Here is a 15,900-nt window from a genome sequence, read left to right on the forward strand (position 1 = left end):
TGCAAAAGTACAGGTATAGCAGAATGGAATATAGTTACCTGTTTTGTATTTATCGAATAGTATATTGAAGTCACCAATCATTTTGAGGGGTGCAAAAGGAATGTTTTGCTGAACAATAGCCCCGATTATTAAAATAAATAGGCTATCATTTTAAAATAGCTGTATTTTGTTTTCAGCTTGAAACCACGACATATTTATGAGAAAACATTGGGTACCTATAATGCTTGTCATCATCCTTGTGATGGTAATAGTAATGGAAGGTATTGAAAACTATCAAAAAAGGCGGGCTACTTTACAACAGATAGCGACATATATTGCTGCAGAGCCTGTAGATACTGTTTGGCGTGGCTGGAACAAATGCCAAATTAAAATAAGTACCGATAGCGGTCAACTCATTTGGTATGGCCATGAATTGATTGCTAATACCGCTTATTATTTAGGCCCCAAAGGCATTGTGGCCCATACCACCAACGGCATGAATTGCCAAAACTGTCACCTTGATGGCGGCACGATTCCTTATGGTAATAATTTTGGTAAAGTATATGCTACTTACCCGCAATTTAGGGCAAGGAATAATGGTATTCAAAGTATTTATGATAGGGTAAACGATTGTTTTGAACGTAGCTTAAATGGTAAGCCCTTGGATAGTAGTACGCACGAAATGCAGGCCATTTATGCGTATATCCAATGGTTGGGAAGCGATATACCAAAGGGTATGGTGCGGGGCGGAACGAGTATTGCTAAATTGAAATACAGTGCCGTTGCTGCCAACCCAGTTGCTGGTAAAAAAGTATATATCGCCAACTGCCAATCTTGTCATGGTGCAAATGGGCAAGGTCAGTTAAATGGTGACGGCAATGTTTATGTTTATCCACCCTTATGGGGTGCTAATAGCTACAATGATGGTGCTGGTTTGTATCGCATTGGTAGTTTTGCTGGGTTTGTTAAAAACAATATGCCTTTTGGTACAGATTATCACAATCCAAAACTTACCGACCAAGCGGCATGGGATGTAGCAGCTTTTGTAAATAGCCAGCCTAGACCACATAAAGACCAAACAAAAGACTGGAAAAATATTGCCAAAAAACCGATTGATTTTCCTTTTGGTCCCTATAATGATACATTTACTGAACAACAACATAAATATGGGCCTTTTGCAGCCATCAAAAATGCACAATTAGCAACCAATAAAAATTAAATACATGAAACAAATATCATTGTTCCTGCTTCTAATCTGCCTTGTAACAATTACTAGCAATGCACAAACCAATAGTGTGGCATTTGAAACCAATAAAGCATTTACAGGTGCCAAAGCCCCTAAAAAAACAGTTCATGCCATTTACCCAATGGATACAAATGACCCCAAAGTGATTGAAAAAACCTTTCGTCATATTAATAATGCCTTAAACGATGAAAGATTGGTAGGCAAAGTGCAAATTGAATTAATAGCGTTTGGTGGCGGTACAGAGGTTTATTTAAAAAATAGCAAATACGAAGAAGATTTAAAAGCATTGCTAGAAAAAGGTGTTATTATAGCTCAATGCAATAATAGCTTACGTGAAAGAAAAATAAGTCGCGACCAGCTTTATGATTTTATTGCTGTGGTGCCTAGTGCGAATGGTGAATTAATTATTCGTCAGGCAGAGGGCTGGGCTGTGGTTAAGCAATAAACAGCTATAAAAATGCCTATAAAACGGCCTTACATGCATTTAGTTGTTGTGGCTTTGTTAAACCAATCTTGTAATCTACGCCATTTTGGATGGATGGGATATATTTAGACACTGAACAACTAACGCATTCAACCGCTGATGATTTGTTAGGTATTGATAGCCATGATTTGGATGCGTTTAGGCAGAACATAGTGGCAAATGTAGAATAGCCACTACCAACAAAGAAGGCATTCATATGGCGTTGCCGAAAGCTTTCGGTAATGAAAGGCAAAAGAAGCGGCATATTGGGTTGAAGTTGGTAAACAATAGCATTAAAAATTAAGCATTAGAAATTAAAAATTGCCATATGTCCTTAGCTAAAATTGTATGGGTAGATGATGAGATGGAAAGCTTACAGAGTCAGAAACTGTTTTTAGAAAACAAGGGTTATGATGTAACCGTGTTTTCCAATGGTTTTGATGCGCTAGACTATCTGAAAGAGAATGTGGTGGATGTGGTACTAATGGACGAAACCATGCCGGGTATTACTGGGCTAGAAACCTTGGCGAAGATTAAGGAAATTAACCAGCAAATACCGGTGGTATTGATTACCAAAAATGAGACTGAGAACTTAATGGATGATGCGATAGGTAGCCAAATAGCAGACTATTTGATCAAACCCGTAAACCCGAATCAGGTGTTGCTAAGCTTGAAAAAGATAATAGACAATAAGCGTTTGGTAGCTGAGAAAACAACTACTTCCTATCAGCAACAATTTAGAAACTTGTTTACTGCCCTCAATAGCAATCCCGACTATAACGAGTGGATGGACATCTATAAAAAACTGGTATACTGGGAGCTGGAAATGGAAAAAAGCGATAGCCCTGAAATGCAGGAGATACTAGCATCGCAGAAAGCAGAAGCAAATACAGAGTTTTTTAAATTTATTAGTAGAAACTATGCCAAATGGGTACATCCTAAAAGCGACGAAGCGCCTATTATGAGCCATAACTTGTTTAAGTACAAAGTAATGCCGCATGTAGAAAAAGGTGTACCTACGTTTTTTATATTGATCGATAATTTGCGCTACGACCAATGGAAAACCATTCAGCCCATATTTGCTGAAAGCTTTAGAATACTAGAAGAAGAAACCTTTTACTCTATTTTGCCAACGGCTACACAATATGCGCGAAATGCCATTTTTAGCGGCATGCTGCCCATAGATATAGAAAAACAATTTCCGCTAGAATGGAAGAATGATGAGGAAGAAGGCGGTAAAAATTTGTTTGAAGAAACCTTTTTACGTTCCCAACTTAAGCGTTTAAAAAGAGAGGATATTAAGGCGAGTTATACCAAAGTGGTACACCACCACGATGGTGTGAACCTGGTAAATAATGTACATAACTTGTTGAATAACGACTTGAATGTAATAGTATATAATTTTGTAGATATGCTAAGCCATGCGCGAACAGAAATGGAAGTGCTAAAAGAATTGGCTGGTGATGAAGTGAGTTATAGAAGTATTACTAAAAGTTGGTTTGAACACAGTGCATTACACCAAGCTTTGAAGAAAATAGCTGACAAGAAAATCAACTTAATAGTGGCTACCGACCATGGTACTGTGAGGGTAAAAACACCGCATAAAGTAGTGGGCGATAAGCAGACGACGGCCAACCTACGTTATAAACATGGCAGAAACCTAAACTATGAAGGCAGAGATGTTTTGGCCTTTAGAGACCCGAGAGAAGCGGGCTTGCCGGTGCCTAATGTAAATTCATCATTCATATTTGCAAAAGAAGATGGCTTTTTGTGCTATCCTAATAACTATAATCATTATGTAAACTATTACCGCAATACGTTTCAGCATGGCGGGGTAAGCTTAGAGGAAATGATAGTGCCTGTGATTAAAATGGTGAGTAAATAGAAAAAGTCCGCAGTCGACAGTAGCGAGTACCGATTAGTGAAAGGTTAGAATACATTAAAGTTCAACCACTTCTTAAAAAGTTTGAAGTTGAAAAAGCGAACTATTGGCTTTGTGTTATTAGCTGTAAGGCTTTGATGGGTAGCCACTTTTATAACGCCGCCTATTGCTTAAGATATAGCTTATCACCAGTTTAGCGACCAAGTAGCATTTATTACTACTAATAACTTACCAAAAAAGAAAGGCAATTGATAACAAGCTATAGCTATTGTGGTTTGTGGAAAAAACAACGCTCTTTGTGATAGTGTATCAAGTTAGTTTTGCACTAACCTCAAAAAATGGGGCAACATGAAACCAACACAAGGCAATTTAGATAAATTAGAGAATATTTTAAGTCAAAGTGACTATGTGGTGCGCTATGAGCGCGGCACTTTTCAAAGTGGATGGTGCTTGCTAGAAGCCAAAAAGATTGTGGTATTGAATAAATTTTTAGATACAGAAGGTAGGATGAATACCCTCACAGAATTAATACCGCAAGTGGCTATTGACTATGATAAATTAACCATCGAAAGTCAAAAATTGTACGAAGATTTGGTAAAGAAATTTGAGCTACCGGTTACCACCACTACCGAAGCATCAGCATAATTTAGTAGTATTATTGGAATGACAGACAATGCAGACTATCCGACCATTACCGTTACCTTTCTTGGCACAGGCACAAGTAGTGGCGTACCAATGGTGTGTTGCGATTGCGCGGTATGTACCTCCATTGATAGTAAAGACAAACGCCTGCGCAGTAGCATTTTAGTACAATCTGCCCATACCACTTTTGTAATAGATACCACGCCAGATTTTAGGTATCAAATGCTACGTATTAATAATAAAAAGTTAGACGCGGTCCTATTTACCCACCCCCATAAAGACCATGTGGCTGGTTTAGATGATATACGTGCCTACAATTATTTTCAGGCAAAGCCGATGGAAGTATTTGCCAATACACTCACACAAGAAGCCTTGTTTCGTGAGTTCCAATACGCTTTTGCAGAGAAAAAATACCCTGGTATACCACAAATAGAATTACGCACCATAGACGAGATACCTTTTGTCATTGGCGATATTGCGGTAATACCCATCAAAGTGTGGCACTTAAAAATGCCCGTACTTGGTTTTAGAATGGGTAATTTTACCTATATAACCGACGCTAATAAAATTGATGAGGCAGAAAAAGAAAAAATTCGCGGTTCTAAAATATTAGTGTTAAACGCATTGCGACATGATAAGCATATATCGCACTTTACACTGCCAGAAGCAGTAACGCTTGCCCAAGAACTACAAATACCTACGGTTTATTTTACCCATATTAGCCACCAATTAGGCTTACACCAAAACGTTAATGAACAATTACAGCCCAATATGCAATTGGCATACGATGGATTAAAATTGCATATCTAATTAGATTTATTTGTATCTTACATCCAAATTTTTAAGATGTGAATAAGATACTCAAAGACTATTTTTCTTTTTCTAAGAAAGAATCTACTGCGGCTATTATATTGCTATTAATCGTTGGCGGTTTTATTGTACTACCTTATGTATATAAAAAAGAAGCTAAGCTACCCACAATAGACCCACAGGTAAAAGCCGCTGTTGAAGCCATTCAACCGAAAAATAATGTGAAACAAAATATAGAGGAGGATTTTGCAGACCGTTACCAACCAGCACCAACAGAGGTGGAAACCAAGTATGCTTTATTTGAATTTGACCCTAATACGTTAGATGCCGCTGGCTGGAAACGCCTTGGCTTGAGAGATAAAACCATTACTACCTTATTAAATTATCGCAATAAAGGCGGTAAATTTCGTAAGGCCGAAGACTTAAAGAAAATATGGGGCTTGCGCCCACAAGAAGCTGATAGAATTATACCGTATGCTAGAATTGATGCGCCGCAAAACAACTTTTCCAAGCAAGCTTTTGGAAGTGCTGCGCCTTCGGCAAAAACAATTGCCGTGGTAGATATAAACACAGCACAGCCCGAAGACCTACGCCATATTCCTGGTATGGAAAATGGCTTGCAATATCGCATTGTAAAGTTTCGGGAAAAGCTTGGTGGCTTTATAAGCTTAGAACAGGTAAAAGAAACCTATGGTATGACCGATTCCGCATTTGCGGCTATGGAGCCTTATATTAAGTTTGTGCCTGCTACGATAGCTAAATTAAACATTAACACAGCGTCTGATTTTGAGCTAAATGCACATCCATACATCAATAAGCCTGTAGCCAAAGCCATTGCGCTGTATAGAGTTCAGCATGGTAGCTATCAATCGGTAGCTGATATTAAAAAGATTGCGTTTATTAAAGAAGAGGTGTTTCAGAAAATAGCTCCTTATTTAACGGTAGAGTAGTTACTAAACCCGTCAGGTTTTGAAACCTGATTGGTCTATTGCAGTTTTATTTCAATTTTATTTGTGCAAAATAGGTAGGGAAAATATTTTTTTTGCTACAATATAGCCTAGCCATGTATAATATGACCAAATTGGGTATAAAGCTATTGATTTCTCACCCCTCAAACTAAGCTAACCAACCTTTTAGCCTGTGGTATATATTTGCAGCCATAATAGCAATGTACAATGACGATTAGTTACAATTGGTTAAGCGAGTATTTACCAGAAGTGATAGAGCCTGAAAAGCTATCGCATATATTAACAAGTATTGGTCTAGAGGTAGAAAGTTTAGAGAAATATGAGAGCGTAAAAGGTGGTTTGCAAGGCCTTGTAATAGGCGAGGTATTGGCTTGTGAGCAACATCCCAACGCTGATAAACTAAGAGTAACCAAGGTAAATATTGGCGTATCCGAACCTTTGCAAATAGTGTGCGGTGCACCTAATGTAGCGGCAGGACAAAAAGTAGTTGTAGCCATTGTAGGCACTACTATTTATCCTACAAGCGGCGAACCATTGACCATGAAAGTGGCTAAAATACGTGGTACAGAAAGCCATGGTATGCTTTGCGCTGAAGATGAAATTGGTATTGGTGGCAGCCATGCAGGTATCATGATTTTGCCAGAAGATGTAGTGGTAGGTACACCTGCATCTGAGTACTTTCTGCCGTACAACGATTTTATTTATGAGATTGGGCTAACACCCAATAGAATGGATGCGATGAGTCACCTTGGTGTGGCGAAAGATGTGTGTGCTTATCTCTCACATCACAGACAGGAAGCAAGAGTTAAAAGTCCTTTTAGTAATAGTTTTAAAGTAGATAATACAAATGCGCCGATTGCTGTAACCGTTAAAAATTCTGCCGCTTGCCCAAGATATAGCGGTGTAACTATCAGCGGTGTTACCGTGGCAGATTCGCCAAAATGGTTGCAACATAAATTGATAGCTATTGGTCAGAGACCGATTAATAATATTGTAGACATTACCAATTTTATTTTACACGAAACTGGTCAACCATTACATGCTTTTGATGTGGCTGCCATTGCTAATAATACCGTAATTGTAAAAAACTTAGCAGAAGGTACTGCCTTTACCACGCTAGATGAAAAGGAAAGAAAACTAAGCGCAGAAGACTTACTAATCTGTGATGGTAATGGTGCGCCAATGTGCCTTGCAGGTGTATTTGGCGGTGCTACAAGTGGTGTAAAAGCAAGTACTACCACCATATTTTTAGAAAGTGCTTGTTTTGCTTCTACGGCTATTCGTAAAACATCGGTAAAGCATGGTTTAAGAACCGATGCTGCTACGAGATTTGAAAAAGGTGTAGATATTTCTAACACTATTAATGTATTAAAACGTGCCGCTTTATTAATTAAAGAAATAGCTGGCGGCGAAATAAGCAGCGAGATAGTAGACATTTACCCAACACCAAAAGAAAAAACAGAGGTTTCGCTTAAATACCATTATCTAAAAAAACTAAGTGGTAAAAATTATCACGTAGATGCAGTGAAAAAAATTCTCACTGCACTTGGTTTTGAGGTATTGAAAGAAGGTATGGACGAAATACGTGTGTCGGTGCCGTTTAGCAAGCCCGACATTAGCTTACAAGCAGATATTGTAGAAGAAATATTACGCATAGATGGGCTTGATAATATTACGATACCTACAAGTATCACCATGTCGCCAGCTGTAGAAACGCTTGGTATAAAAGAAGTGCTGAAAGACAAGATAGCGATGTATTTGGTAGGGCAAGGTTTCAACGAAATATTTACCAATTCTATTACCAATAGCAATTATTTTGACAACACAACGCTTAACAGCACCGTTAAAATGATGAATAATCTCAGTGCCGATTTAGATGTGTTACGTCCATCTATTTTAGAAACGGGTTTAGAATGTATTGCTTACAATAACAATCGTAGAAATACCAATTTACAATTGTTTGAATATGGTAAAACCTACCATACTTCTGGAATAGGTAATTACCGCGAGGAAGAACATTTAGCCTTGTATATTACAGGTAATAACCATGAAGATACTTGGCAGGCAAAAGGTGCGGTGTACGATTTTTATCGAGCAAAAGGTATTGCTACTGCGGTATTACAACTTTGTGGTTTGCTAGATGTAAATTTTACAAAAACAGATACTGCAAACAGTCTTACAATTAACAATGGCAAGCAAGCCATAGGTAGTTTATTGCAGGTAGATGCTACCAAACTAAAGTCCTTTGACATCAAACAAGTAGTGTATTTTATAGATTTTAACTACGAAACACTTGTAAAAGCGGTAGAGCACAAAAAGATTGTGTATAAAGAGGTAAGTAAGTTTCCTGCGGTACAAAGAGACCTTGCATTGATAGTAAATACTAGTACCACTTTTGATATGATTGAAGCTGCGGTACAAAAAACAAAATTGACCAAGCTCACCAATGTGCGTTTGTTTGATGTATTTGAAAGTGATAAGCTTGGTGCAGGCAAAAAATCGATGGCGGTAAACTTTACTTTTTTAGATGAAGAAAAAACATTGGTAGATAAAGAGGTAGATAGTATGGTGAATAAATTAATTACCACTTTTGAAGCAGAGTTACAAGCAGAAATAAGAAAATAAATGGTGAAAAATTTGTGAGTGTAAAGCATTAAATGGTTTATGATGAATTATTAAGCTTATGCCAACTTATGAACTGTTTAAATTAAATGAATGAGCGATATTAATAGTCAACTTCAAGTATTGCAGGTGCGCTTGCAATTGCTGATAAAAAATTATCAGCAATTGCAGAAAGAGCATGTGCAATTGAAAAAGAATTTGGCTAAAAAAGAAACAGAAGTAGCCACAAAAGATGAGGAAATACAGCATCTTCAGCATCAATTAGATGCTTTAAAGCTTACCAAAAGTGCCTTTGACGAAACAGAGAGAGCAATGCTTGAAAAACGAATAGATATTTATTTGAAAGAGATAGACAAATGCTTGGCATTACTAAATAGTGAGGCTTAAAAGTTCAAACTACAAACTAAATCATGTCAGAATTAATACCTATAAATATTGCTATTGCAGATAGAACCTATCGCTTAAAATTACGACCTGAAGATGAGGAAGTGGTGCGCAAAACGGTGAAAATGATCAATGAGAAGATTGTAGAGTTTAAAACCAATTTTGCAGGTAAAGACATACAAGACTACATCAGTATGGTATTAATATGGCTGGCTACGGAGCAAACGCAATCTGCTATTCAATTGATACAATTAAAAGATGCGACTGAAAAAATAACCATGTTGCAAAATAATATTGATAAAGCATTGGCTGCCTCGTCTGAGAATGTGTGATAGAAATGGTAATTTACTAGCACAAAGCCATGCTAGTTTTAATAATTAGTTACTTTTGCTTTTTAGAAAGTCAATTTTACTACAAACTTTAAACTACTACACATGCCAGGTTTTGAACTATTTGGTGCCGAAGAAAGACAACATATTAATGATGTTATGGAAACAGGCATTTTAATGCGTTATGGTTTTGATGGGCCACGTAAAGGCATTTTTAAAGCCAATGAGCTTGAGCAAAAAATTACAGAAGTATTCGGTTGCGGTTATGCCCAGCTTACAAGTAGCGGTACAGCAGCATTAACCACTGCTATGGCTGCTTTAAATATAGGTGTGGGCGACGAAGTGATTATGCCCAGTTTTACGTTTGTTGCCAGCTTTGAAGCAGTGTTAAGCGTAGGTGCAATACCAGTTTTGGTAGATATCGATGAGACATTAACCTTACATCCTGAAGCTGTAAAAGCTGCCATTACACCCAAAACAAGATGTGTAATGCCAGTGCATATGTGTGGTAGTATGGCTGATTTAGATGCGCTAAAAGCTATATGTGACGAACATGATTTAATATTACTAGAAGATGCTTGCCAAAGCATAGGTGGCACTTATAAAGGTAAAGCTTTAGGTACAATTGGTCATGCGGGCACTTTTAGTTTCGATTTTGTAAAAACCATTACCTGCGGTGAAGGTGGTGTGGTAATGACTAATAGCAAAGATATATTTGAAAAATGTGATGGTTACACCGATCATGGTCATGACCATAAAGGCGTTGATAGGGGGGCAGATTTACATCCGTTTATTGGCTACAATTTTAGAATAAGCGAGCTGCACGCAGCTATTGGGTTGGCGCAAATAGGTAAGCTAGATCAAATTTTGGCTATCCAAAAAAAGAACAACCAATTACTGCGTAGTTATCTAGAACAAATACCAGACATCACCTTTAGAGTAGTACCAGAAGGTGGTGTAGATAATTTTGCATTTTTAAGTTGGTTTTTACCAACAGAAGATTTGATGCGTGCAGCTATTGCAGAGATGAAAGCACAAGGTATTTTGGCTGGTAATTTCTACTGGTACGATAATAACTGGCATTATATTCGTAAATGGCAGCATTTACATAATGCAACTACGCTTAACAATATTAGCGATGCACAAAAAGCAGCTTTACACGATTTGAAAACACAAGATTTTAGTGTAAGTGATGCTATTATGAGCCGTTGTATTTCTACTGCTATCAGCCTTACTTGGACAGAAGAACAAATACACGACAAAGGTGCTAAAATGGCTGCTGCTATTAAAAAAGCAATTGCTGAAGCAAGTGTTGTGGCGTAAAATGACTCTTTATTTAACACTATCACACTAAAAAATGAATCAAGCGTTTAAGTTAGAAATAGCGCCAAGCCTTGCAAGTAGAGTTAAAAAATGGGATTGGATATTGTATGGGATTTGGTGTCTTTTGAGTGCGTATAGCTATCATTTGTATAAGAGAAATACGGATTTATTTATCTTAATTACTACTTGTATTATTGTTATATTAAGATTTCTGCCTAAAAAGGCAGAAACCAATTTCGTTGAGATTTCGGGCGAAAGAGTTAGATGGCAGCTTTCAAAAGATATTCCAAAAGTATATAGAAGTTGGGCAGAAATTGAATGGATTAAGTTTGAAAAAGATGTAGTTAGCTTCTATGAAAAGAACAGTTTCAATAATTTCTTATCTACTGAATCTTTTACCCAAGCACAAAAAGAGAAGCTTAATAAAGCAATTACTGAAATAGCTTCTGAGAAAAATATCAGACTAGAACATTGACATTCACTTTTTTTTAGTGCTTCTGTGGCAAATCCTATGGTTTACCACTGTGCTTTCCTTCCAATTTATCTACTTCTTCTACGCTGCCTATTCTAAACTTAACGGGTACTTTCGTAATTTTTTGAATTTGTAATTCTTGCTTACAAAAAAAAGATAAATTATTGCTATAATAATTCGAGGCTACAACACGCAAAGGCAAGTTTCTTAAACTATCAAGCGGTAATTTTTTTGTTGCATTTGGCAATGTCATTTGCGCAGCTAGCTTTTGGCTAATTACTGTTACAATCAACACAATCAACATTTTTTTAAGCATAAGTACTTTTAATTAAGAGGTATAAAGCTATTAAGTTTTTATATAGACAATCCAGAAAAGTAATTATTTAACAAAATGCCATTTTTTTGTATTTAAACAAAGTAATTTTAATAAAGTTTAAGATAAAATACCATATATATAAATGGGTTTCCACGCAAACGTTCTCATCATTTCATAGCATTTTAATTACTGTTTGCTTTGTGGTTTGCCCTATTTTTGCCACGCATTAAAAAAGATGCAACCAGTTAGCTATGTCAGTGTTAGTTAATAAAGATTCTAAAATTATTGTACAAGGGTTTACCGGTACAGAAGGTACATTTCACGCTACTCAAATGATTGAGTACGGTACACAAGTAGTAGGTGGTGTTACACCAAATAAAGGTGGTACGCTACACTTAGATCGTCCTGTTTTTAACACAGTAGCCGATGCTGTTGCGAGCACAGGTGCTAATGTGAGTATCATTTTTGTACCACCAGCATTTGCTGCCGATGCCATCATGGAAGCTGCCGAAGCAGGGATTGCTTTAGTAGTTTGTATTACAGAAGGTATTCCTGTACAAGATATGGTAAAGGTTAAAAACTACCTTGTAGGTAAAAATACTCGCCTAATTGGGCCAAATTGCCCTGGGGTTATTACTGCCGAAGAAGCAAAAGTGGGCATTATGCCAGGCTTTATATTCAAAAAAGGTCGTGTAGGTATTGTATCAAAATCTGGTACGTTAACGTACGAAGCGGCTGACCAAACTGTAAAAGCAGGTTTAGGTATCAGCACTGCTATTGGTATTGGTGGCGACCCAATTATTGGTACACCTACAGTAGAAGCAGTAAAATTATTAATGGCCGATCCTGAAACTGACGGTATTATTATGATTGGTGAAATTGGTGGTAGCATGGAAGCAGATGCTGCCCGTTGGATAAAAGACAATGCAACCAAACCCGTGGTAGGCTTTATTGCTGGCCAAACAGCGCCTCCAGGTCGTAGAATGGGCCATGCAGGTGCTATTATTGGTGGTGCCGATGATACTGCTGCTGCAAAAATGAAAATTATGGCTGAATGTGGCATCCACGTAGTTGCAAGCCCTGCTGACATTGGTAAAACAATGGCAGAAGCTTTAAAAAAGTAGTTTTTAGTGAGATGAGTTATAACAAAAAGCCCTTGTAATTACAAGGGCTTTTTGTTTGGTGTATTATTTTTATAAGACCAGCTTTGGCGCTACTATCTAGCTTCGTTGCGTCGCACACTTGTACGTTCATCCCATTATTGAGCTTTTATCGTAGCGGTTATTGATCTCATCGTTAATAATGATGAGCATCATTATGGGTTTAAATACAAGAATATTATTTCAAATTATCTTATATTCATTTTACAAAATCCCTTAAAATGCCTATTAACCCTTTTGACAGCACTATTACATATGCACTTAATCAAGTGGTGCATACTTCTCAACACTTTGACGAATTAGTCGTTTTTTTATCTAATTGCCAACTTCTAAAAGGCGGTGTATTAATAACCGCATTGTAGTGGGTATGGTTTTCTGAGTGGGATAATCAGAAAGAAAAACGCATTGCTATTATCTCTGGTATTTTGGGTTGTTTCGTAGCCATGTTTATTGCACGCGTTTGTGCCAATTTACTACCGTTTCGAATTCGCCCAATTCTTGATGTGCAAAATCATTTACGGGAAGCCTATAATTTAAATACCGATTTGTTTGATAACCTCAGTTCTTTTCCTAGCGACCATGCGACATTGTTTTTTGGGCTCTCTTTAGGTTTATGGTTTGCTTCTAAGAAAATAGGGCTATTTGCAGTGTTATATACCACTATTTTTATTGCTCTGCCTCGCATTTATCTCGGCTTGCATTATACTACAGATATCTTAGGCGGCGCCGCTATTGGTTGTATAATGGTCGCATTAGCTAATACCACTTTTATAAGGCACAAAATATCAGCAACCATACTAGCAATGGGCGAACGTAGGCGACATATTTTTTATCCGCTGTTCTTTTTACTGTCGTATCAAATAGCTGATATGTTCGTTAGCACAAGAAATATAGCCACTTTTGTTATTCATTTACTCCACTAATACCTTTGCTATTTAGTTGGTTGGTATATGGTCTTTGGTAACGTTTAAGCTTACTTTTGTAGCTTATTGTTATGAGTATAAATACCCACATATCTACACCAAAGCAACTACGGTATGGTGTAGCCGCTTTCTTTTTTGTATCAGGCTTTGGTTTTGCAAGCTGGGCTAGTCGTATTCCTACGCTACAACAAAAACTACATTTAAACGATGCCCAACTTGGTACGGCATTGTTTGCAGCGCCATTGGGCTTAATAGTAACACTACCCATTACAGGTATTTTGTTACAGAAATATAGTAGTCGTTATATTATGTTGATTGGTTCTATATTGTATAATATATTGTTATTTTCTTTAGGCTTTGTTACCAATAATTGGCAGTTTATGGGTGTGCTTTTCTTATTTGGCATTTCTCGTAATATGATGAATATCCCAGTCAATACACAAGCTGTAGGGGTGCAAAAATTATTTCCTAAGTCTATTATCTCTACATTTCACGGTATATGGAGCGTTTCGGGTTTTGCGGCTGCTGCTGTTGGTGGGTGGATGATTTCGAAAGATATTACACCTGTGTGGCATTTTTTTATGGTGGGTGCGTTATGTTTTATTATCATGTCTATCGCTTATAAGCACACCGTACGATACGATGCTAAAAAAACTGAAGATATTAGTGCCAAAGCATCGTGGTTTAATTTGCCGGATAGGGCGCTTCTAAAAATTGGTTTAATTGCTTTCGCTTGTATGGCTTGTGAAGGTATTATGTACGACTGGAGCGGTATTTATTTCCAAAAAATAGTAAACGCCCCTAAAGCATTAATCGCAGCTGGCTATATTGCTTTTATGAGTGCCTCTTCTACAGGTAGGTTTTTGGGCGATTGGATGATTAATAAAATAGGTACTAAAAAAGTGTTGCAAGGTTGTAGTTGCTTTATCGCCCTTGGTCTTTTGCTATCTATAAGTTTGCCTTATGTAATACCAGCAATTTTAGGGTTTATATTGGTAGGTCTAGGCGTTTCGTGCATTATACCATTAACAATGGCGCTTGCTGGTAGAAGCAGTACAAGAGCGCCAGGTGTGGCGATTGCCTCTGTATCTACAGTTAGTTATTTAGGCTTTTTATTAGGGCCGCCAGCTATAGGTTATGTGGCAGAAGTAGCCAATTTGAGATGGTCTTTTGCCATGGGCGTATTAATGTCTTTAGGGATGCTAGCACTGGTAACCAAAATGAAGATTAAGAGTTAGAAACCAATAGCGATTTTATTTTCAACAAATTGTAAGTGTTCAGTTATTTTTCGATAAGTTGCAAAGCAACAAAAAACGCGTCATATGATAACCCGAAACACCTTTCAGTGGAGCGAGAAACCCGAACCACATAAGCAAAGAACATCTGCAATTATTAAAGAACACCCAGAAATTAGACAACTAATTGGTCGAAATCCTTACACCTTTCTAATCATTTTATTTTGCGTAGCCGTGCAGTTGGTATTGGCTTATGTTTTACAAGATAAAAATTGGTGGCTAGTATTTGGAGCGGCCTATTTAATAGGCGCATTTGCCTGCCACACTTTATTTGTATGCATTCACGAATGTGCGCATAACTTGGTATTTAAAGCTAAAAGCTCAAATAAAATCGCCGCCATTATTGCTAATTTGCCAATGGTGCTGCCAAGTGCTATTTCTTTTCAAAAATATCATATCAAGCACCACTCTTTTCAAGGCGTAGAAGAACTAGATGGCGATATGCCTTACCATTGGGAAGCGCGATTAATTAACAACTCTGTTATTGGTAAAGCTATTTGGTTATTGCTTTATCCATTGTTTCAAATGTTACGCCCAGCAAGGTTAAAAGAGATTTCTTTATTAGACACATGGACTATTGTAAATATTGTTGTGGAAGTTACTTTTATGGGTGCATTGGTTTTTTTTCTTGGGCCGAAAGCTTTGGTATTTCTACTAGTGAGTTTTTTCTTTTCTGTTGGTTTGCACCCTTTGGGCGCAAGATGGGTGCAAGAGCATTATTTAACCCACGGTGACCAAGAAACGAAAAGCTATTATGGACCATTAAATACAGTGAACTTAAATGTAGGTTATCATAACGAGCACCATGATTTTCCATCAATACCTTGGAATAATTTACCAAAGCTGAAAGCTATTGGTGGCATATATTATGATTCTTTGCATAGCCATAAATCGTATACAATATTATTGTTTCAGTTTTTGTTTAATAAAGAATTATCAGTGTTTTCAAGAATGGCAAGAGCAAACCGCGGGAAAGCCAAATTGAATGATATGGCTATGTATGATGTAGAAACATCAAAAGATTTATTGGCGCAGGAAATGTAATAATAGATTTGAATATAAAGAAAGCCGTTGAATTTCAACGGC

The 15,900-nt window shown here is 37.2% G+C and carries 17 protein-coding genes; 16 read left to right on the forward strand and 1 reads right to left on the reverse strand.

The features are described 5' to 3' along the window. Positions 1-196 precede the first annotated feature (196 nt). From ACFOW1_RS04330 to ACFOW1_RS04380, 11 genes are all read left to right on the forward strand, one after another. Entirely contained in the window at positions 197-1,198 is a 1,002-nt protein-coding gene (locus ACFOW1_RS04330; protein WP_379012489.1) for a c-type cytochrome, read from the forward strand. 4 nt (positions 1,199-1,202) lie between these two features. Continuing rightward, positions 1,203-1,670, forward strand: a complete 468-nt coding sequence (locus ACFOW1_RS04335) for a DsrE family protein (protein WP_379012490.1) — start codon at positions 1,203-1,205, stop codon at positions 1,668-1,670. 346 nt (positions 1,671-2,016) lie between these two features. After that, positions 2,017-3,573: a T9SS response regulator signal transducer PorX gene (gene porX, locus ACFOW1_RS04340; protein WP_379012491.1), complete on the forward strand. Its 1,557-nt coding sequence runs from the start codon at positions 2,017-2,019 to the stop codon at positions 3,571-3,573. Between the two features lie 345 nt (positions 3,574-3,918). Beyond that, positions 3,919-4,215 (forward strand): hypothetical protein, encoded by a 297-nt coding sequence (locus ACFOW1_RS04345; protein WP_379012492.1) that lies wholly within the window; start codon positions 3,919-3,921, stop codon positions 4,213-4,215. 18 nt (positions 4,216-4,233) lie between these two features. After that, the gene (locus ACFOW1_RS04350; protein ID WP_379012493.1) at positions 4,234-5,022 is read left to right on the forward strand and encodes an MBL fold metallo-hydrolase; all 789 of its coding nucleotides are present in this window, start codon (positions 4,234-4,236) and stop codon (positions 5,020-5,022) included. 38 nt (positions 5,023-5,060) lie between these two features. Further along, complete coding sequence (locus ACFOW1_RS04355; protein ID WP_379012494.1) at positions 5,061-5,972, forward strand: helix-hairpin-helix domain-containing protein; 912 nt, start codon at positions 5,061-5,063, stop codon at positions 5,970-5,972. Positions 5,973-6,197: 225 nt separating this feature from the next. Further along, entirely contained in the window at positions 6,198-8,615 is a 2,418-nt protein-coding gene (gene pheT / locus ACFOW1_RS04360; protein WP_379012495.1) for a phenylalanine--tRNA ligase subunit beta, read from the forward strand. A gap of 90 nt (positions 8,616-8,705) precedes the next feature. Beyond that, positions 8,706-8,999 (forward strand): hypothetical protein, encoded by a 294-nt coding sequence (locus ACFOW1_RS04365; protein ID WP_379012496.1) that lies wholly within the window; start codon positions 8,706-8,708, stop codon positions 8,997-8,999. Positions 9,000-9,022: 23 nt separating this feature from the next. Then, a complete protein-coding gene (locus tag ACFOW1_RS04370; protein WP_379012497.1) occupies positions 9,023-9,328 on the forward strand; it encodes a cell division protein ZapA in 306 nt (101 codons plus the stop codon). Positions 9,329-9,430: 102 nt separating this feature from the next. After that, positions 9,431-10,648: a DegT/DnrJ/EryC1/StrS family aminotransferase gene (locus ACFOW1_RS04375; RefSeq protein WP_379012498.1), complete on the forward strand. Its 1,218-nt coding sequence runs from the start codon at positions 9,431-9,433 to the stop codon at positions 10,646-10,648. 34 nt (positions 10,649-10,682) lie between these two features. Continuing rightward, positions 10,683-11,123, forward strand: coding sequence for a hypothetical protein (locus ACFOW1_RS04380; RefSeq protein WP_379012499.1), 441 nt, complete (start codon positions 10,683-10,685; stop codon positions 11,121-11,123). Positions 11,124-11,157: 34 nt separating this feature from the next. On the opposite strand, the gene ACFOW1_RS04385 is transcribed toward ACFOW1_RS04380, so the two are convergent. After that, on the reverse strand, positions 11,158-11,436 hold the full coding sequence (locus ACFOW1_RS04385) for a hypothetical protein (protein WP_379012500.1): 279 nt from the start codon (positions 11,434-11,436) through the stop codon (positions 11,158-11,160). A gap of 251 nt (positions 11,437-11,687) precedes the next feature. On the opposite strand from ACFOW1_RS04385, the gene sucD reads away from it, so the two are divergent. The 5 genes from sucD to ACFOW1_RS04410 all read left to right on the forward strand — a co-directional run bounded on the left by sucD (position 11,688) and on the right by ACFOW1_RS04410 (position 15,858). Further along, positions 11,688-12,560, forward strand: coding sequence for a succinate--CoA ligase subunit alpha (gene sucD / locus ACFOW1_RS04390; RefSeq protein WP_379012501.1), 873 nt, complete (start codon positions 11,688-11,690; stop codon positions 12,558-12,560). A 257-nt stretch (positions 12,561-12,817) separates the two neighbouring features. Continuing rightward, positions 12,818-12,958 carry a hypothetical protein gene (locus ACFOW1_RS04395; protein ID WP_379012502.1) on the forward strand — a complete coding sequence of 47 codons (141 nt, stop codon included), beginning with the start codon at positions 12,818-12,820 and terminating at the stop codon, positions 12,956-12,958. Positions 12,959-13,039: 81 nt separating this feature from the next. Next, on the forward strand, positions 13,040-13,519 hold the full coding sequence (locus ACFOW1_RS04400; protein WP_379012503.1) for a phosphatase PAP2 family protein: 480 nt from the start codon (positions 13,040-13,042) through the stop codon (positions 13,517-13,519). A 71-nt stretch (positions 13,520-13,590) separates the two neighbouring features. Then, positions 13,591-14,757: an MFS transporter gene (locus ACFOW1_RS04405; RefSeq protein ID WP_379012504.1), complete on the forward strand. Its 1,167-nt coding sequence runs from the start codon at positions 13,591-13,593 to the stop codon at positions 14,755-14,757. A gap of 84 nt (positions 14,758-14,841) precedes the next feature. Further along, on the forward strand, positions 14,842-15,858 hold the full coding sequence (locus tag ACFOW1_RS04410) for a fatty acid desaturase (protein ID WP_379012505.1): 1,017 nt from the start codon (positions 14,842-14,844) through the stop codon (positions 15,856-15,858). Positions 15,859-15,900 lie beyond the last annotated feature (42 nt).

Origin of the sequence: Parasediminibacterium paludis (assembly GCF_042651445.1) — a bacterium.
GTDB lineage: Bacteria > Bacteroidota > Bacteroidia > Chitinophagales > Chitinophagaceae > Parasediminibacterium > Parasediminibacterium paludis.

Excerpts from the sequence above, each read along its gene's own strand:
- ACFOW1_RS04330 (WP_379012489.1), top strand. The coding sequence starts at position 197 with ATGAGAAAACATTGGGTACCTATAATGCTTGTCATCATCCTTGTGATG.
- ACFOW1_RS04385 (WP_379012500.1), bottom strand. The coding sequence starts at position 11,436 with ATGCTTAAAAAAATGTTGATTGTGTTGATTGTAACAGTAATTAGCCAA.
- ACFOW1_RS04400 (WP_379012503.1), top strand. The coding sequence starts at position 13,040 with ATGTTTATTGCACGCGTTTGTGCCAATTTACTACCGTTTCGAATTCGC.
- ACFOW1_RS04345 (WP_379012492.1), top strand. The coding sequence starts at position 3,919 with ATGAAACCAACACAAGGCAATTTAGATAAATTAGAGAATATTTTAAGT.
- sucD (WP_379012501.1), top strand. The coding sequence starts at position 11,688 with ATGTCAGTGTTAGTTAATAAAGATTCTAAAATTATTGTACAAGGGTTT.
- ACFOW1_RS04365 (WP_379012496.1), top strand. The coding sequence starts at position 8,706 with ATGAGCGATATTAATAGTCAACTTCAAGTATTGCAGGTGCGCTTGCAA.
- porX (WP_379012491.1), top strand. The coding sequence starts at position 2,017 with ATGTCCTTAGCTAAAATTGTATGGGTAGATGATGAGATGGAAAGCTTA.
- ACFOW1_RS04395 (WP_379012502.1), top strand. The coding sequence starts at position 12,818 with ATGCCTATTAACCCTTTTGACAGCACTATTACATATGCACTTAATCAA.
- ACFOW1_RS04410 (WP_379012505.1), top strand. The coding sequence starts at position 14,842 with ATGATAACCCGAAACACCTTTCAGTGGAGCGAGAAACCCGAACCACAT.
- ACFOW1_RS04370 (WP_379012497.1), top strand. The coding sequence starts at position 9,023 with ATGTCAGAATTAATACCTATAAATATTGCTATTGCAGATAGAACCTAT.
- pheT (WP_379012495.1), top strand. The coding sequence starts at position 6,198 with ATGACGATTAGTTACAATTGGTTAAGCGAGTATTTACCAGAAGTGATA.
- ACFOW1_RS04335 (WP_379012490.1), top strand. The coding sequence starts at position 1,203 with ATGAAACAAATATCATTGTTCCTGCTTCTAATCTGCCTTGTAACAATT.
- ACFOW1_RS04405 (WP_379012504.1), top strand. The coding sequence starts at position 13,591 with ATGAGTATAAATACCCACATATCTACACCAAAGCAACTACGGTATGGT.
- ACFOW1_RS04375 (WP_379012498.1), top strand. The coding sequence starts at position 9,431 with ATGCCAGGTTTTGAACTATTTGGTGCCGAAGAAAGACAACATATTAAT.
- ACFOW1_RS04380 (WP_379012499.1), top strand. The coding sequence starts at position 10,683 with ATGAATCAAGCGTTTAAGTTAGAAATAGCGCCAAGCCTTGCAAGTAGA.
- ACFOW1_RS04350 (WP_379012493.1), top strand. The coding sequence starts at position 4,234 with ATGACAGACAATGCAGACTATCCGACCATTACCGTTACCTTTCTTGGC.